The following is a 17,039-nucleotide window of genomic DNA, read 5'->3' as shown; positions in this document are numbered from 1 at the left end:
TTTCCTTCAAACAAGGATAGAATGTCATGAATATACAACCCGCCAGCGCATCACATTACGATGAAATTATTCACGTGTGGGAAGCCTCCGTTAGAGCTACTCATCATTTTTTACCCGAAGAAAATATAAAAGCGCTGAAAAAACCTATTAGAGAACAATATCTACCTCACCTTTCTATTTTTATCGTTTTAGATAATCAGCAAAAAATAATGGGTTTTTTAGGGACTGGGGAAAACCGCCTTGAAATGCTATTTATTGATCCTCATTACCAAGGGATAGGTATAGGTAAAAAACTTTTGCAATATGCAATTACTCAGCTTGGCATTAATGAACTTGATGTCAATGAACAGAATCCTCAAGCTGTTGGCTTCTATCAACATATGGGGTTTGTTCAATATGCTCGCTCAGAGATTGATGGGGAAGGAAATCCTTTTCCTCTATTACATATGAGACTCAGACAATAATGAAAATATATAAGCTAGAAACTTCTCGTCTACGACTAAGTGGCTGGGAACAAAATGATATAAATTCGCTATATGAGCTCAATAGCTCTGCCGATGTTATGCGATATTTTCCTTCTATTCTCAATAAAGAACAAAATGCGCAATTCTTAACGACAGTAATGGATAAATTTGCCGAGCAAGGTGGTTGGGGTCTCTGGAAAATTGAATTAAAGGAATCAGGGGAATTTATTGGGTTTGTTGGTTTAAATATTCCAACAGCACAATTGCCTTTTTCACCTTGTGTAGAGCTAGGGTGGCGCTTACTTCCTAAATTTTGGCGCTATGGCTATACCACTGAAGCCGCTAGGGAAGTGATTAAATTTGCATTTGAACAATTACATCTTGATGAATTAGTGGCTTTTACAACAGTAACCAATACCCCATCAGAAGGTGTGATGAAGAAGCTAGGTATGACGAAAGATACCTCAAACTTTATGCATCCCTTATTACCTCATGACCATCCTCTTGCCGAACACGTACTTTATCGATTAAAAAAGCCACTGTAGGTTCGCCACAGTGGCTTTATCAGCTAATAATCCCGTAGGAAGCTATTAACTTTTTTCTACTTCAGCCTTTGCTTCAGCTTTAGCTTCTTCTGCTTCAACTTCACGATACCAGCGTGGGTGGTGCTTTTTAGCCCAACGACGGCTGACTTTACCTTCAATCATTCCATCAATAGAACCTTTCACCCAAAACGCCATATACATATGAATAAGAATGGCGTGGATCAGAATGATGGCGGCTAATGCATGGACGAGAATACTCCAACGCACCATCCACATTGGGAATAAATGCGCAAAATAAGGACGCCACATGATGATGCCGGTAATCAAGAGTACAAAAATCATACTCATGATACTCCAGAACATCATTTTTTGACCTGCATTGTACTTACCAACATCAGCGACGTTATGTTCGTTACCTTTGAGAACTTCAACAATATTCAAGATCCATGGAACATCTTTTCTGTCGGGAATATTGTGTTTCACAAAACGGACAAACATAAACATCAGCACCACGAAAATCAGTACACCAAAAAATGGATGCAGAATTCGCCCCATTTGCGGGGTACCAAATGTTTCGGTTAGCCACTTTAAAGTTGGGAAAAACAGTGCGATACCAGACAAAGCAACCAAGAAAAAGCTGATGACAACAGTCCAGTGGCACGCTCGGTCAACAAATTTAGTCCGAACGATCATTTTGCTCTTTTTACTCATGGTCATCTTTCTCCTCTTCATCATCCACTTCTTTGTTCGGCCCGACTCCCACATAATGGAAAATGAGACCGGCAAATGTGGCTATAAAGCCCACAACTGACAGTGGTTTCAACACGCTCTGCCACAAATTAATTGGGGTATCAATTTGAGGGTCTTTTGGCAGTCCATGATAAAGTTGAGGTTTATCAGCATGATGAAGTACATATACCACATGCGTTCCGCCAACACCTTCAGGATCATAAATTCCGGCTTGGGCATAACCACGTTTTTGCAGTTTTCCAACTCGCTCAGCACCGTACTCCAACATCTCTTTTTTGGTACCAAAACGAATTGCACCTGTTGGACAAGTCTTCACACAGGCAGGCTCTTGCCCTACCGCAACGCGGTCAACACACAAAGTACATTTGTACACACGATTATCTTTTGGATTTAATCGAGGAACGTTAAATGGGCATCCCGCAATACAGTAACCACAGCCAATACAGTGTTCAGATTGGAAATCCACGATACCGTTGGCATATTGAATTATCGCGCCCGCAGATGGGCACGATTTCAAACAACCAGGATCAGCACAGTGCATACAGCCATCTTTACGGATTAACCATTCCAGCTTGCCTTGTTCACTCACTTCGCTGAAACGCATCACCGTCCAAGATTTCGCACTTAAATCTGTCGGATTATCGTAAACACCAACACAGTGCCCTACTTCATCACGAATATCGTTCCATTCGGAACATGCTACCTGACAAGCTTTACAACCAATACAGGATGACACATCAATGAGCTTACAGACTTCAAATTTATCGTCACGCGCCTGTGGTGGAGGCGTAATGCTGTTGGTCGCGGAACGTTTAATAATGTCTTGAGATTGCATGGACATAGTTCCCTCCCTTACGCCTTCTCAATGTTAACTAAAAACGCTTTATACTCAGGAGTCTGAGAGTTAGCGTCGCCCACGGATGGCGTTAACGTGTTTGTAATGAAGCCTTTTTGAGTGATACCTTCAAAGCCCCAGTGAATAGGTAACCCTACCGTTTCAATAGGTTTACCATCAACCATCAGAGTTTGCAGACGAGGAGTCACCACGGCTACCGCTTTAATGAAACCTCGCTTGCTGCTCACTTTCACTTTGTCACCCAGCGCAATTCCCTTCGCTTTCGCTAAAGTTTCACTGATTTCCACAAACTGTTCTGGCTGAGCAATCGCATTTAAAAGTGCATGTTTAGTCCAAGTATGGAAATGCTCCGTTAAGCGATAAGTTGTTCCCACATAAGGGAACTCTTTATGGTCACCAAGACGCTGCTTGTCTTCCTCAAATATTCTCGCCGCCGGGTTAGAAACCACATTTGGATGTAATGGGTTAGTCCCTAATGGCGTTTCAAATGGCTCATAATGTTCAGGGAATGGACCTTCAGCCATTTTATCAATAGCAAATAGACGACCTAAGCCCTCTGGCTGCATGATAAAAGGACTAGTACCCACTTCTGGCGCAGATGCGTTGAAGTCAGGTACATCATTTCCAACCCATTTTTTACCGTTCCACTCAATCAAGACCAAATCTTTATTCCACGGCTTACCTTTGGTATCGCAAGAAGCACGGTTATAGATCACCCGACGGTTTAATGGCCATGCCCACGCCCAGCCTAATGTATTACCAATCCCCGATGGGTCGCTGTTATCGCGATTTGCCATCTGGTTGCCTTTCTCTGTCCAGCTACCGGTATAGATCCAGCAAGACGATGCGGTTGAACCATCTGCACGCAAGAGAGCAAATGAGTTCAGTAATTCACCTTTCTTCGCTTGTAAGTTGCCATCTGCATCATACAAGTCGACCAGAGCAATCCCGTTATTTTCTTTCGCGACTTCTTCCGATTCCGGATGGAATTGGCGCTTATAATTCCAACGCATTTGCATCAGTGGTTCACTACCTTTACCACCTTCTTGCTCATACATTTCGCGGATTTTATGTAGGATCCCCGTCAGAATTTGTCCATCGTTACGGGCTTCGCCTGGCGCATCTGCCGCTTTCCAGTGCCATTGTAACCAGCGTCCAGAGTTGGCAATTGACCCGTCTTCCTCAGCAAAGCAAGTTGAAGGTAAACGGAAAACTTCGGTTTGAATGGATGCAGGATCCACATCATTCATTTCACCGTGGTTTTGCCAGAAACTCGCTGTTTCAGTGGTCAATGGATCGATGGTGATTAAGTATTTGAGTTTACTTAAGCAGCTAACAACCTTATTTTTGTCTGGGAATGATGCCACTGGGTTAAAGCCTTGGCAGATATAACCGTTGACCTTATTTTTGCTCATCATGTCAAAATACTTCATGACATCATAAGCTTGATCCCATTTCGGTAACCAATCATATCCCCATTGGTTTTCAGCTTGCGCCGCATCCCCATAGAAAGATTTCATCAGACTGACGAAGAATTTCGGGTAATTGCTCCAGTAGTTCACCTGATTGGGTAACGTGGCTTTTGGTGTATTCGCGGCCAAATAGCTCTCGATATCCAACTGTTTTTCAGATGGTAGAGTCAAGTATCCCGGCAAGCTAGTTGATAGCAAACCTAAGTCGGTTAAGCCTTGAATATTTGAGTGTCCACGTAAGGCATTCACCCCACCGCCGCAGATACCCATATTCCCCAACAACAATTGGATCATTGCCATGGTACGAATATTTTGAGCGCCAACTGTATGTTGAGTCCAACCTAACGCGTATAGGAAAGTTCCTGCCTTATCTGCTGCGCTGGTGGTCGCAAGAATTTCACACACTTTTAGAAAGTCTGCTTTTGGCGTACCACAAATATTCTCAACAACATCAGGTGTATAACGAGAAACGTGTTTTCTTAAGAGGTTCCAAACACAGCGTGGGTTTTGCAGCGTGTCATCTCTAAGTGCATAACCATTCTCATCAAATTGATAGTTCCACGTAGTTTTGTCATAACGACGTTTTTCAGGGTCATAGCCACTAAATAAGCCATCATTAAATTCAAAATCATCCCTGACAATTAATGCCGCGTTGGTATAATTATAAACATATTCAGAATTTATTTTATTGTTTTCAATAAGATAAAGTAGAACGCCAGATAAGAATGTTATATCTGTTCCTGAGCGAATAGGAACATAGTGGTCAGCAACTGATGCGGTACGCGTAAAACGCGGGTCAACCACAATCAACGTTGCATCATTATTGTTTTTCGCTTCAATAGCCCAACGGAATCCGACAGGGTGAGCTTCAGCAGCATTACCCCCCATCACCATAATCACATTGGCATTTTTAATATCAACCCAGTGGTTGGTCATCGCACCGCGACCAAATGTTGGAGCAAGACTTGCTACCGTTGGTCCGTGTCAGACACGCGCTTGGTTATCGACCGCTAACATACCGAGCGATCGAGCGAATTTTTGAGTTAACATTCCCGTTTCGTTACTCGCAGCAGATGCACAGAGCATCCCTGTCGACAACCAACGGTTTACCGTAGTGCCTTGCTCATTTTTTTCAATAAAGTTGGCATCACGGTCATCTTTCATGAGTCGAGCAATGCGGGTAAAAGCATCATCCCAACTGATTCGTTCCCATTTATTCGAGCCGGGTGCACGATACTCAGGGTAACGCAAACGACTCTCACTGCGAATATAGTCGAGTAATCCAGCACCTTTAGGGCATAAAGCACCTCGGTTCACTGGATGATCTGCATCTCCCTCTACATGGAATATTGCAGATCTGGCGTTCATTGCGCCGTCACCCATACTATAAATTAATAATCCACAACCAACAGAACAGTAGGTACAAGTATTACGGGTCTCTTTAGACCGAAGTAATTTATTTTCACGTACATTAGCCATTGCCATTCCTGGCATAAAACCTAACGCAGCTACAGTTGTACCTGCCATCCCGCCGGCGCAGATTTTAAAAAACTTTCTGCGACTGACGTTCATTATTAGCCTCTTTTTATTGTTTGTATAATCGCGGAAAGAATATCAGTCAGTTGTAATCAGATATTGCCTAAAATCAATGAAAGTGAAGATAAAGGTTAATTAATATTAACTGAGTAGTTAAACATCAATTAAAATTACCACTTTGTGAGTAATTATTGTTAAATTGATTCAGATCAAATGAAGGGATATTTAGATTAAGAGCGATAATATTGGATTAATAATCAATATAGCTACACTTTAACAAATTTAAATTAATAAAAATAATATTGTTATATTGTGGTAAATACCTATTTCACCATAACAAATAATATAATTTATGTTTTACAGTAGATTTTTAATAGGCTCTTATTGAATAACTATTTTTATGTTATTTCCAGCCACTAATAATAATACCGGCGCCCAGTAAGACAACCAGTGCACCAATCCAATCTGTAGTCGCTAATGTGACACCATCGACGACTCGTAACCAAATTAATGCGGTCACAATATAAATACCGCCATAGGTAGCATATACTCGCCCGCTGGCCTCAGGATGTAACGTCAATAGCCACACAAACAGCATTAAGCTCAGAATAGCCGGTAATAATAACCATGGGCTACCCTGCTTTTTCATCCATAAATAAGGAAAGTAGCAGCCAGCAATTTCAGCAATGGCAGTGATAATAAATAATCCAATAATCTTTATAGGCATAATTTTTATTTTTTAATAGGTTATCATTATATTCGCCACCCTAATTTGGGTGGCATATTCAGTTAGGCTGACTTCACAAGTAACAATGAAATTCGCCGTGCAATAGGTAAAACAAATAAGACTGTTGGAAAAGCAATGAACCACGAAATTCCCCAGGAACTGATCCACGGCGAAAATATCTCAGAAGTAAAACCGAGCGCCCGGATTGTACTGATTAATGAAACAATGCCGCTCATTACCAGAGATAAAAAGAAGGGAACAAGAAAAAACATTGCTCTGACAGGAAGTTTAGGAATACCTAAAACATAATTACGATCTTGATACGACATAAAGACTCCATAGATAAACGCATACACAACAGCATATAACTGTTGATGTAACAAAGTTATATGCGTTGATTAACGTAAACGCTTACGAGTCCTTAAGACTAATGAGAATCATTCTAATCTTTATGTTATTTTTGTCAATACCGATTTAACATTAGTTCCATTTTTTGCATTTTATCTCGGCATCTTATTTTAAAAAATGATTTCTCGTTAAGATGCGCGACATAATAAACATAAATAAGACAATGTTCTTTAAACTCACATTAGTATGCGAGAAAAAGAAAGGTCACATAGAACCTTTCTTACCAAACAATAATAATTTATTTCTTGGTTGCTAAAATCACACTAGATGCTTTCACAATGGCAGTAACTTTACTTCCTGCTGATAATTTCATTTCATCCACACTGTTGTTAGTGACAACAGCAGATAACTGAGTGCCCGCATTAGTTTTAATATGAACAACCGCATTGACACTACCTGTTTCGATAGACTCTACTCGCCCATTAAATTGGTTACGCGCAGAAAACAGATATTCATTTTCATCCGAAACTAAAACTACCCATGGTGCTTTAATAATAGCGACTGCCCGTTTGCCTTTTTCTAATCCAAGTAATTGAGTACTATTTCTAGTAATCACCGCTGAAATGGTTTCCCCATTCCCTAGATTTAAAACAACCTCATCATTTACTGCGCCAGCTACTACGGATTCCACAATACCGGCAAGCTGATTACGAGCTGAAATTGACATACGAAACCTCATGTTATGGGAAATTACAATAAGTGATGATAGTAATTCAGATGATGTGATTCAATTGACTGGATCATATTATCGGAATAAATCCGATAATTAATTTTAACAAGGTCCCGTCATACAACCTATCATCATAAAGGGAATTATAATTGGCAACATTAGCCCCACACCAATGCCCTGAAAATCATTATGTTCCTCCCCTTTTTTTACTTGTTTAATTCTAATTTCTATAGGATTTGGCAGTCGATATTGCTCAGGCAAGGTATTTGATTGTGTTATAAAATGTCCATCCGCATTGAACCCTACTGTTGTAATACCTTCAGATGTATGACTTCGGTCATGATATTTGCTAAACAACTGTTTCTTAGCTTTAATTTTTTCTTCTGGAATATAATTAACATATGTTGCATATACGGTATCATCTATGCTTGATTGAAGAAAAGTAATGCTAACCCCACTAATATCATCCTGAAATTCTGCCAAAAATTCGGCATAAATTTTAAATTGTTTTTTAGCCTTTTCATCTATGAATAAATACGTAGTATCGTGAGATTCTGCAATGATGCCTAACTGACCATCTGACTTTACCTTTATGACCATTTCCTTTTCAGGTAATATTCTTGAAGGCTCAGAGGTACATCCTGAAATAAATGCAATAAGAATGAAAATAAAAAATTTCATAATTACCAATACCTTATAATAATTAGTATTTAATTAAAGTATCTTCACTCAACTGCATTTTTAACCAAAATTTTTGCTGGCATAGGCTAAAAAATTCTTTTCGTACTGGCAAGATTGGCTCCCCATTTGTTTTAATCACCTCCCATATAATCCAATGTTCTGGGCATTGACTATCACATTCAGCAATATTTAATTCAGTTTCTTCTAGGCATTGTAAAATGACGCCATTTTGAAATTGCCATTTACGAATCCTTTGATTAACTTCAGAAAGTGCATCTTTATTATTTTCATCTAAAATCAGGTGACAAATTTTACTATGGCTGACGGCCTGTAAGATGTATTTTGCTAGCATTTTTGAAACTGCCTACTGAAGCTAAAAATGTTCTCAATAGTAATATTATTGAATGACTCTTACAAATCAGTATTACTCTTAATATGATTAACACCCCAAAATTTAGGTGATTTTTTCATTTTAAAAATTGCAATTAATTTATTTACACAAATGAAATAAAATTCACTTTCTTACAGACTGTTATATTTTTATTCGGTATGATTAACCTGAATAACATATTATGTAGTTTAAGCCCATCGAACGGTGGGCTATTTTTTTATCATTATATCGACTTAATAATAAAAAAACTGCCAGATATAAATAAGATAATGTCAATCAATAATGTAGAGACTTTTTCCGATAACCTGAAGACTAAATGTTTACTCATCACAGTACCAACTGAAATACCTAGCCCTAACAAAACTCCTTTTATCACAATTGTCATTGGTAATGCCCCCTGTGCTGCAAATGTGGTTATCTTACTGGAGTAAAGCAGTAACGCACTCGCCGCTTCAGAACCTAAAAATGCGCCCTTTCTCAGTCCATAAGAAACAAAAACAGGCACACTTAATGGCCCCGTAGACATCACAATCCCAGTCAAAATACCGATAATCCCCCCACAAAACCCAACTTGAGGCAGCGAAATTTTATACTCAAAATGATCCATTAATCGCTTCAATGGAACAACACATAGAAAAAATACCCCCAATAGCAGGTCAATAAGCGTAGACTGGAATATAAGCAATAAATATGCTCCAATCGCCGCACACGGTACACCCGTCACTGAATAAACAAGCGTGACTTTCCAATCCACTTGTCGCCACCAAACAAAAAATCGCGAAAGATTACCAATAACTGCGGCAAGTGCCATAACCTGTATTGCTGGTTTGGGCCCATAAGCTTGAACTAATAAAGGCAATAACAACAATGATGAGCCTGTCCCAGTCACCCCACTAATCACCCCAGCCACCACCGCGGTTATAATGATAATAATTTCACCTGTTAGCATGCTATATCAACTCTGTTTATTTATGTTTGGAGTGATTCTATTTAGCTAGAAAAAATCATACAATCGATTAAAAATCACGATATATGATAGAAAAACTCACAAATGAAACGAAATAATATTCCACCACTAAATGCCTTGCGTATATTTGATATTGCAGCAAAATCCCACAGCCTTTCAGAAGCGGCTCATGAGCTGGGATTAACCCATGGTGCAGTGAGTCGTCAAATCAAGCTGTTAGAGGATTGGTTAGGGCAAAGTTTATTTATTCGTGATGGGCAACGATTAGTCGCAACAGAGTTCGCTAAATATTATGCAGCTGAAATTAGCTCGGCTTTTGATCTTATTGGAGATGCAACAATACGCTTTGGTAAATCTCCCACAGCGAAAGTTATTCGTATCAATGCTCAAACAACGCTTGCTAGCCGATGGTTAATTCCTTTGTTACCTAAATTCTATGAACAATATCCTAAAATTGAAATCGCAATTGAAACCTCAGATACTGATACTCAACTAACTCAATTTGGTTTTGACATCTTAATTCGGCGAGATTCCATGAATAAGCTTCCATGGGCACATTTCAGAAAAATTAGCTTATTCCAAGAAAAATTGACACTGATTGCCTCTCCTGAATTATTAAAATCAACCCCGTTAATCTCATTAAATGACTTAGAGAAACACATTATTATCAGTTCTAAAACGCGTAATGGTGAATGGGAAAATTGGTTAGAAAAGGCAGGCGTTAAGGAATTGACGCCTTTGCATTATCAGCGATTTGATCATTTCCATATTTGTTTACAGGCTGTTATTGATGGATTGGGTGTTTGTATCGGTGGAATGCCAACACTTACCAATGCACTAAACAAGGGATTAATTGATATACCACTGCCCATCAATATCCCCGGCAGCCATTACTCTATGTGGATACCACCAAATGCCGAAAGACCGATAGAACTCGAAATTGTCCTGAATTGGTTACAAGCTGAGGCTCAATCATCAAACCATCTAAAATAAAAAACCCTCCGTGAAGAGGGCTCTATTTCAGTTTATTCAGTAGAAAAATTAAAATCTATATAAACTAAATGGTTTAGCATCGATAACAGGCGCTTTGCCAAGTAACAGATCCGCAGTAATTTCTGCCGATACTGGGCTTTCGGTCATACCCCAACCTGTCGCGGTATTGATAACTAAACCCGGATATTCTTTTACTTCAGAAATGATAGGGTTTTCATCTGGCGCAATCGCCATCGCACCACTCCACTGATCAATTAACTGAGAATCCTTAAATGCTGGGAATTCAGTTTTTAATTTTTCCAGAGAAGCATTTAACTCTGGAAGATCAGGCAGTGCTGTCATATCACGATTTTTCTCAAATGGTGAAACTTCATCCAGTTTCCAACTTGTTGGTTGCATGAATGAATCGATCAATTGTTCGTTCAATGAAATATGTACAGGAAAATCAGGCATACCTAACAGTGGCAGATATTTATAACCATAGGTAAAGGATTCTTTCACGACTGGAGCGACAATCACGCGTGGAGAAGTGGCATAGGTTCCATCGGCTTGTTCACGGAAGTAAATATTTCCCGGTAAAGCAACGTTTCCACCCGGTGCATTAGGCGCCGCACCAATTAATTGTTGAGATTGATAAGCGGGTAATGTTGGAACATCCACGCCAAGATTCTGCATAAACAGACGAGACCAAACACCACCAGCAACGACCACTTGAGATGTTTTGATCGCACCTTTTTCTGTTACAACGTCAGAGATGACACCAGCCTGAGTTTCTAGGCCTCTTGCTGCACAATTGGTATAAATTTTAACGCCAATTTTCTTCGCGTAATCAGCCATAATGAAAGTGGTGATTTCGGCATCTAAGCTACCAGAGTCTTCTTCAAATCCTGCAATTTTCCACTCTGATTTGGCACCGCGTAAGCGCTGATCCAGCTCATTTCCTTCAATGATACGGGTTTTGAATGGAATATCTGAACCAACGTTTTTACTTCTTTCGTCAATCCATTTTCTTGCGTTAACCAAATCTTCTTCATTTTGGGGAACTTCAACGCGACCTTGGGTACGGTAGCTAGTATCAGCGCCAACTTTTGCATTCATTTCACGCCAGCGGTGTTTTCCTAAATGATGCAGCAAGAATGTTTCATCAGGCATTTTATAGGTGATCGCCTGACCATAGAAACGGGAAGACTGTTCACCTGCAATATTGCCTTTTTCAACAATAACAACCGACAATCCTCTTTCAACAAGATTAATGGCCGTCATAATGCCTAAAATACCCGCGCCAATAACCACAACATCTGCTTGCTGTGGTAATAATCCAGCGGTTCCTTCAACAAACCCGACTCTTGGCTTGCCCGGAACAAATCGTCCTTCACGCGTTAACATTGGCGTTAAAATTCCAGCACCAGCCGCTACTGCGACCACAGAGCCACCAATAATAAATTTTCTTCTACTTATTGCCATTTTGAAACCACCCTAATTTACACAAAAAATAATTACATTTTAAATAATCAACTTATTTTATAATGATATGTTAATTATTAGTAAACTATTAGTAAAGTTATTTAATTATATTAGAATGGAATTTAAGACTGAGAAATTCATAGATATAGGATCTATATCTATTTATGGTTTTTTATTGAATAGTTATTCAGTTTATAAGGTTGTTTGACAAAAAAACAATCAATAGCGAAGAGTTTTAAGATAGTGATAGCTTCAGATAGATAAGCAATATCGGATTTGAATAATTAAGAATGGTAACTATCAAGTTAGTGGAATTGATTATATTGAAGACAGGTCTGTTGAGCAGATGACTATTTAAGCTTCGTGAGATTTAGATTTTGTTAGAATGCTTGATTTACTTAGAATTGGAATACTTGGGAAGATGTTACTAGAAGTGAAGATGGCGGAGGAGGAGAGATTCGAACTCTCGGATGGTTTCCCATCGGCGGTTTTCAAGACCGCTGCCTTCAGCCGCTCGGCCACCCCTCCGCAATGACGTGCACTATAATCATCTGAGCTTTCAATGTAAACCCCTAATTCGGTCGTTCGCTTTAAAAATATACTCAGACGTGTTCAATGGGCGAAATTATCAACATCTATGACTGTTTTCATGCGCGATACTTGGGTTATTGCTCATTTTTTGCTAAATTTACTGCCTACTTTTGTTTGGATTGAAATAAGCATGTTGGTTTTTAATAATCAAGAAATTGAGACAGACCCTCAAGGCTACCTACTTGATAGCCAACAGTGGAGTGAAGCGTTGATTCCTTTACTTGCTGAACAGGAAGAGATCGAAATTACAGATGAGCATTTAGAAATTATTCGCTTTGTTCGGGCATTTTATTTGGAATTTAATACTTCCCCCGCCATCAGAATGTTAGTCAAGGCGGTATCCCAACAGTTTGGGGAAGAAAAAGGGAACAGCCGTTATTTATATCGACTATTCCCTAAAGGACCAGCAAAGCAAGCGACAAAGCTTGCGGGTCTCCCTAAGCCCGTAAAATGCATTTAATTCTTCAATAATCAGCTAATAGCGGACAGAAAAGTCCGCTATTGGTTCTGTTTGCCAAGTTTCCGCAAAATAGTGATCGATTTTTGCACCCGGAGGCCCACCAGCCTTCAGCCAATCATCCACAAAATCAATATCCTGCTCCGACCCATAAATGGCTAATTGCACACTACCATCATCACGATTACAGACAAAACCTTTGATGCCGTTTTGATTCGCCCAATGAAAGGTTTGGTAACGGAAGCCAACCCCTTGAACTCGCCCATAAATATAGAAAGAACGACCTGATGCTGCCATGTTAGCCTCCGATGTCATCACTTAATCTATTAAAATCTCTGGTAATAAGTTGTTTTTTCTTCATTCAGCAGATAATCTGATAATTGAGGCACTGCTTTTCGTTATTACCTAAAGACAGTGTATTGCGTTATTGGTAATTGTCCATACATTGGCTTGAAAACGCACAGCACTGCCCATATGTAGTTTACAGTACAAGCAAGGCTTTTTAAGGAGGTCGCTATGATGATCACCAGTAAATATGGAATCGGGCAACAAGTCAGACATAAACTTCTCGGCTACCTAGGGGTAGTTGTTGATGTTGACCCTGAGTACTCCCTCGACCAACCACATGATGATGATATTGCATCTAATAGTACATTACGCGATCTGCCTTGGTATCACGTTGTCATGGAAGATGATAATGGGGAAGCTGTTCATACTTACTTAGCTGAAGCACAAATTACTTATGAGATGACCGATGATCATCCGGAGCAACCCTCCATGGATGAACTGGCTGAATCCATAAGGTCCCAGTTACAAGCTCCGCGTCTACGCAATTAATCATGAACGCAACCAGTAAAGCAGCAAATAAGCTGCTTTATTTTTATAAGCGTGAAAACTCAATTACTTTTCAAGACCTAAAGCAGGGATTTCTTGCTTTGGACACTTGTCCATTACACATTTAAGCCCTGCATCAAGTGCAATCCTCTGAGCTTCTTCATTAATGACGCCTTTTTGTAACCACAAAACTTTCGCTTTAATTGCAGCAGCCTCTTGAGCTACGCCAACTGCGGCTTCAGCATTACGAAAGACATCGACCATATCAATAGGATAAGGAATATCGCTAAGCTGCCCGTAGACTAACTGCCCCAATAATTGCTGTCCGGCTAATTTAGGGCTAACAGGAATAACTTGATAACCTTGATGAATTAAATATTCCATGACCTCATAACTTGGTCGGTCCTTTCGGTCACTCGCGCCAACTAATGCAATGGTCTTTATACTCGTTAGTATTTCAGCAATTTCTTGATCTCTCATCAAAATATCTCCCAAAACCTGTAAACTATTCATATGCATTATGATATATGTTGTATATCAATACTCACTCAATTTTTGCAGATACGTGACACCAATCTTGTTTAAGGGAACACCATGGAATCTACAACTCGTCAAATCGCTGCGTCAAAAAATATTGCCTTAGTGGCACATGACCATTGCAAATCATCACTCTTGGACTGGGTTCAAAAAAATAAAAACCGGTTGGAATCTCACGAGTTATTTGCAACTGGTACGACAGGCACATTAATTAATAAAAATACTGGGCTCCCTGTCACAGGAATGCTTAGTGGTCCAATGGGGGGCGACCAACAAATTGGTTCTATGATTGCCGAGAAAAAAATTGATTTATTAATTTTCTTTTGGGATCCATTAAATGCTGTTCCACACGATCCTGATGTCAAAGCACTTTTACGCTTAGCTACCGTCTGGAATATTCCTGTGGCAACCAATCCAGCGACCGCTGACTTTCTAATTACGTCACCTTATTTTGATAGTGAAATTGACATTGTCATTCCTGACTATCAACGTTATTTAGACAATCGTACTCGTTAATTTGCAATTCAATATCATGTGCCAAATAAACACCACAAATGGCACATGATAATTTCAACCACTATGGTTTCTTCTGTTTTGGTACACCCATTTGCAGAAGTTCATCAACAAATTCGGATGGATTTTCTGGATTATATAATAGCCATGCCTGCTGTTTGGCTCGCGTTAGTGCAACATATAACAGTCGCCGTTCTTCAGCGTGGGCAAAATTTTCGGGTTTCGGCAGTAAAGCCTCTTCGATGATTGACTCCCTTGCTGGGGCTGGAAATCCGTCCTTCCCACCATTGAGCCCACAAATAATGACATAATCCGCTTGCTGCCCTTTGGATGCATGCATAGTCATAAACTGGATATTAAGTTTTGGCCAACGAGTAGCTGCTTTATTAAGGACTTCTGGTTTTAAGTAATGATAGCGCGCCAAAATTAAAATATTTTCATCTTCAAGCACATAGCCACTCATTTTATCCAGCAAACGCTCTAATGCCTCTTCATACAGCAAAACAACCGATTTTTTATTTCCTTTTGTTAAGCTATTTAACGGTTTATCTAACTGGCTTGGGTTTTGCAACACAAAATGATTGGCAATATCTCCAATACGTTCATTGAAGCGGTATGTTGTATCTAATGCACATATCTCTCCCTCACCAAAATTATTCTGGAATGAGGTCGTTAGATTAAGTTCAGCGCCACTAAATCGATAAATAGCCTGCCAATCATCACCCACCGCAAATAGTGCAGTTCGTTTATTTTGTTGACGCAATGCTTGTAATAGCTTGGCTCTTAATGGCGAAATATCTTGAAATTCGTCGACTAAAATATGCTTCCATGGACTAATAAATCGCCCTTTTTCAATGAGATTGACTGCCTGATGAATTAAACCTGAAAAATCAATCGCACCTTCATCTTTTAATGCACTTTTCCATGCTTTTAATAGAGGCGCCATCAGCCGAATTCGTTTTTGGAATAATTCACGAATGTCTTCAGCCGTATTATCAATCATCTCTTTTTGGCTTCCACCGTGCATCCGCATTAAACTTAACCAACGCTCTATACGTGGTAATACCTTACGGCTAATTTTTTCATCGTGCCAAAATTCACCATCAGGAATAGTCCATTGCAGTTCATCCGATAGCCATTCACGCCAACCTTTCGCCTGTGCTTTTTTGCTTGAACATTGCTCTCGCCATTCCGTTAATAATAAAGATTGGCGTTTTGAAGAGTCCGTTTCCAACTCACTGATCACTGGCGATTTATTGCTCCCTTCGCGAATGATGTGTAATGCTAAAGCATGAAAAGTTTTTGCTTCAATCTCCACTTGCTGTAAACGAGACTGAATTCGCTCATTCATCTCTTCAGCTGCTTTACGCCCAAAAGCTAACAATAATATCTGCTCAGGCTTTGCCAAGCCTCGTAATAAAAGCCAGCCTGCTCTTGCCACTAATACCGAAGTTTTTCCACTTCCCGCTCCAGCTAATACCAAAACGTTATCTTCACCATTAATGACTGATAACGACTGAGAATTATTAAGCGGAGACGATTCTATATGTTGAAAGAAATCAGAGTAATGAGTTAAAACCGATTCGCACCATTGTTGATTATTTTGGTGGCGACATTGCTCGCTATTATTTAACCATTGGCGACAGAATTGATAATGTTCAGCACAATTGTCAAATTGTGGGATTCGAGCCAAAGGTAGAGGAAGAGATGCAAATTGTTGCGTAATTTTTTCTTTGATTATGTTGAGATCATGCAGACTTAACCATGAATCTTGCTGTGTTTGTTGTAAAATTGATTGTGCTAATGGGGTCAATACTTGCGCACTCACCTCGCTCATTTCGGCACTCCACTGCTGCCATTTTTCATTCAAAAAACGGTAAAAGTGTTGAGTTTGCTTCCATTCAGTGCCATGTAAGCGCACAACTTGTTCATTGATAATCTCAAATTCTAACTCCCCCCAAACGATCCCTCGCTTACAACGAATATCAATTAATTCATTGAATGGGATGAGATATTTGTGGTTATCACCACTAACTTCGATGCCTGCATTCAGTAAGCGAACCCGATTATAGGGATGCTGAGCCAGGCGCTGTCCAATCTGTGTCGATTTCAGTTCCATACGTTCTGCACCTGAGTAAATCATTTGTGAAAATAATTAAAGCATAATTGCTAATAGTTTTTTA

19 protein-coding genes and 1 tRNA gene are annotated in these 17,039 nt (G+C 39.6%); 6 read left to right on the top strand and 14 right to left on the bottom strand.

The features are described 5' to 3' along the window. Window positions 1-26: 26 nt before the first annotated feature. Entirely contained in the window at window positions 27-464 is a 438-nt protein-coding gene (locus EL244_RS06280) for an acetyltransferase (protein WP_126459542.1), read from the top strand. Then, window positions 464-1,009, top strand: a complete 546-nt coding sequence (locus EL244_RS06275) for a GNAT family N-acetyltransferase (protein ID WP_006813524.1) — start codon at window positions 464-466, stop codon at window positions 1,007-1,009. Before EL244_RS06280 ends, EL244_RS06275 begins: the two co-directional genes overlap by 1 nt. A gap of 45 nt (window positions 1,010-1,054) precedes the next feature. Here the strand turns inward: EL244_RS06275 and fdnI are convergent, their stop codons facing one another. From fdnI to EL244_RS06225, 9 genes are all read right to left on the bottom strand, one after another. Next, complete coding sequence (gene fdnI / locus EL244_RS06270) at window positions 1,055-1,720, bottom strand: formate dehydrogenase-N subunit gamma (RefSeq protein ID WP_112837538.1); 666 nt, start codon at window positions 1,718-1,720, stop codon at window positions 1,055-1,057. Beyond that, window positions 1,713-2,600 (bottom strand): formate dehydrogenase subunit beta, encoded by an 888-nt coding sequence (gene fdxH, locus EL244_RS06265; protein ID WP_164717570.1) that lies wholly within the window; start codon window positions 2,598-2,600, stop codon window positions 1,713-1,715. The genes fdnI and fdxH overlap by 8 nt, the downstream gene beginning before the upstream one ends. An 11-nt stretch (window positions 2,601-2,611) precedes the next feature. Further along, entirely contained in the window at window positions 2,612-5,659 is a 3,048-nt protein-coding gene (gene fdnG / locus EL244_RS06260; RefSeq protein WP_148668980.1) for a formate dehydrogenase-N subunit alpha, read from the bottom strand. Window positions 5,660-6,026: 367 nt separating this feature from the next. Continuing rightward, complete coding sequence (locus EL244_RS06250) at window positions 6,027-6,350, bottom strand: YnfA family protein (RefSeq protein WP_126459536.1); 324 nt, start codon at window positions 6,348-6,350, stop codon at window positions 6,027-6,029. A gap of 62 nt (window positions 6,351-6,412) precedes the next feature. Next, the gene (locus EL244_RS06245; protein WP_071599531.1) at window positions 6,413-6,679 is read right to left on the bottom strand and encodes a DUF2798 domain-containing protein; all 267 of its coding nucleotides are present in this window, start codon (window positions 6,677-6,679) and stop codon (window positions 6,413-6,415) included. A gap of 317 nt (window positions 6,680-6,996) precedes the next feature. Then, window positions 6,997-7,425, bottom strand: a complete 429-nt coding sequence (locus EL244_RS06240) for a TOBE domain-containing protein (RefSeq protein ID WP_126459533.1) — start codon at window positions 7,423-7,425, stop codon at window positions 6,997-6,999. A gap of 105 nt (window positions 7,426-7,530) precedes the next feature. Next, window positions 7,531-8,109 carry a hypothetical protein gene (locus tag EL244_RS06235; protein ID WP_126459530.1) on the bottom strand — a complete coding sequence of 193 codons (579 nt, stop codon included), beginning with the start codon at window positions 8,107-8,109 and terminating at the stop codon, window positions 7,531-7,533. 22 nt (window positions 8,110-8,131) lie between these two features. Beyond that, window positions 8,132-8,461, bottom strand: coding sequence for a hypothetical protein (locus EL244_RS06230; protein WP_126459527.1), 330 nt, complete (start codon window positions 8,459-8,461; stop codon window positions 8,132-8,134). Window positions 8,462-8,723: 262 nt separating this feature from the next. After that, on the bottom strand, window positions 8,724-9,449 hold the full coding sequence (locus EL244_RS06225) for a sulfite exporter TauE/SafE family protein (RefSeq protein ID WP_126459524.1): 726 nt from the start codon (window positions 9,447-9,449) through the stop codon (window positions 8,724-8,726). 102 nt (window positions 9,450-9,551) lie between these two features. Here EL244_RS06225 and EL244_RS06220 point away from each other — a divergent pair, with 102 nt between their 5' ends. Continuing rightward, window positions 9,552-10,460 carry a LysR substrate-binding domain-containing protein gene (locus tag EL244_RS06220; RefSeq protein WP_126459521.1) on the top strand — a complete coding sequence of 303 codons (909 nt, stop codon included), beginning with the start codon at window positions 9,552-9,554 and terminating at the stop codon, window positions 10,458-10,460. Window positions 10,461-10,508: 48 nt separating this feature from the next. Here EL244_RS06220 and EL244_RS06215 read toward each other — a convergent pair whose 3' ends face one another. Both EL244_RS06215 and EL244_RS06210 read right to left on the bottom strand, forming a co-directional pair. Continuing rightward, window positions 10,509-11,924, bottom strand: a complete 1,416-nt coding sequence (locus tag EL244_RS06215) for an NAD(P)/FAD-dependent oxidoreductase (RefSeq protein ID WP_006813536.1) — start codon at window positions 11,922-11,924, stop codon at window positions 10,509-10,511. Window positions 11,925-12,364: 440 nt separating this feature from the next. After that, window positions 12,365-12,452 (bottom strand) — tRNA-Ser (locus EL244_RS06210). 193 nt (window positions 12,453-12,645) lie between these two features. Between EL244_RS06210 and EL244_RS06205 the strand changes: the two genes are divergently transcribed. Then, on the top strand, window positions 12,646-12,975 hold the full coding sequence (locus tag EL244_RS06205; protein ID WP_039854453.1) for a TusE/DsrC/DsvC family sulfur relay protein: 330 nt from the start codon (window positions 12,646-12,648) through the stop codon (window positions 12,973-12,975). Window positions 12,976-12,990: 15 nt separating this feature from the next. On the opposite strand, the gene EL244_RS06200 is transcribed toward EL244_RS06205, so the two are convergent. Then, window positions 12,991-13,269 carry an acylphosphatase gene (locus EL244_RS06200; protein WP_230083625.1) on the bottom strand — a complete coding sequence of 93 codons (279 nt, stop codon included), beginning with the start codon at window positions 13,267-13,269 and terminating at the stop codon, window positions 12,991-12,993. 219 nt (window positions 13,270-13,488) lie between these two features. Between EL244_RS06200 and hspQ the strand changes: the two genes are divergently transcribed. Then, window positions 13,489-13,809: a heat shock protein HspQ gene (gene hspQ / locus EL244_RS06195; RefSeq protein WP_006813539.1), complete on the top strand. Its 321-nt coding sequence runs from the start codon at window positions 13,489-13,491 to the stop codon at window positions 13,807-13,809. Between the two features lie 63 nt (window positions 13,810-13,872). Here the strand turns inward: hspQ and EL244_RS06190 are convergent, their stop codons facing one another. Further along, window positions 13,873-14,286, bottom strand: coding sequence for a CoA-binding protein (locus tag EL244_RS06190; protein WP_126459518.1), 414 nt, complete (start codon window positions 14,284-14,286; stop codon window positions 13,873-13,875). 114 nt (window positions 14,287-14,400) lie between these two features. Here EL244_RS06190 and EL244_RS06185 point away from each other — a divergent pair, with 114 nt between their 5' ends. Then, the gene (locus tag EL244_RS06185; RefSeq protein WP_006813541.1) at window positions 14,401-14,859 is read left to right on the top strand and encodes a methylglyoxal synthase; all 459 of its coding nucleotides are present in this window, start codon (window positions 14,401-14,403) and stop codon (window positions 14,857-14,859) included. Between the two features lie 61 nt (window positions 14,860-14,920). Here EL244_RS06185 and helD read toward each other — a convergent pair whose 3' ends face one another. Then, complete coding sequence (gene helD, locus EL244_RS06180; RefSeq protein ID WP_126459515.1) at window positions 14,921-16,975, bottom strand: DNA helicase IV; 2,055 nt, start codon at window positions 16,973-16,975, stop codon at window positions 14,921-14,923. Between the last annotated feature and the right edge of the window lie 64 nt (window positions 16,976-17,039).

The organism is Providencia rustigianii (genome assembly GCF_900637755.1).
GTDB classification, from domain to species: domain Bacteria; phylum Pseudomonadota; class Gammaproteobacteria; order Enterobacterales; family Enterobacteriaceae; genus Providencia; species Providencia rustigianii.
The sequence above is the reverse complement of the archived record's forward strand: the minus strand, read 5'-3'. Positions and strand labels throughout refer to the sequence as shown.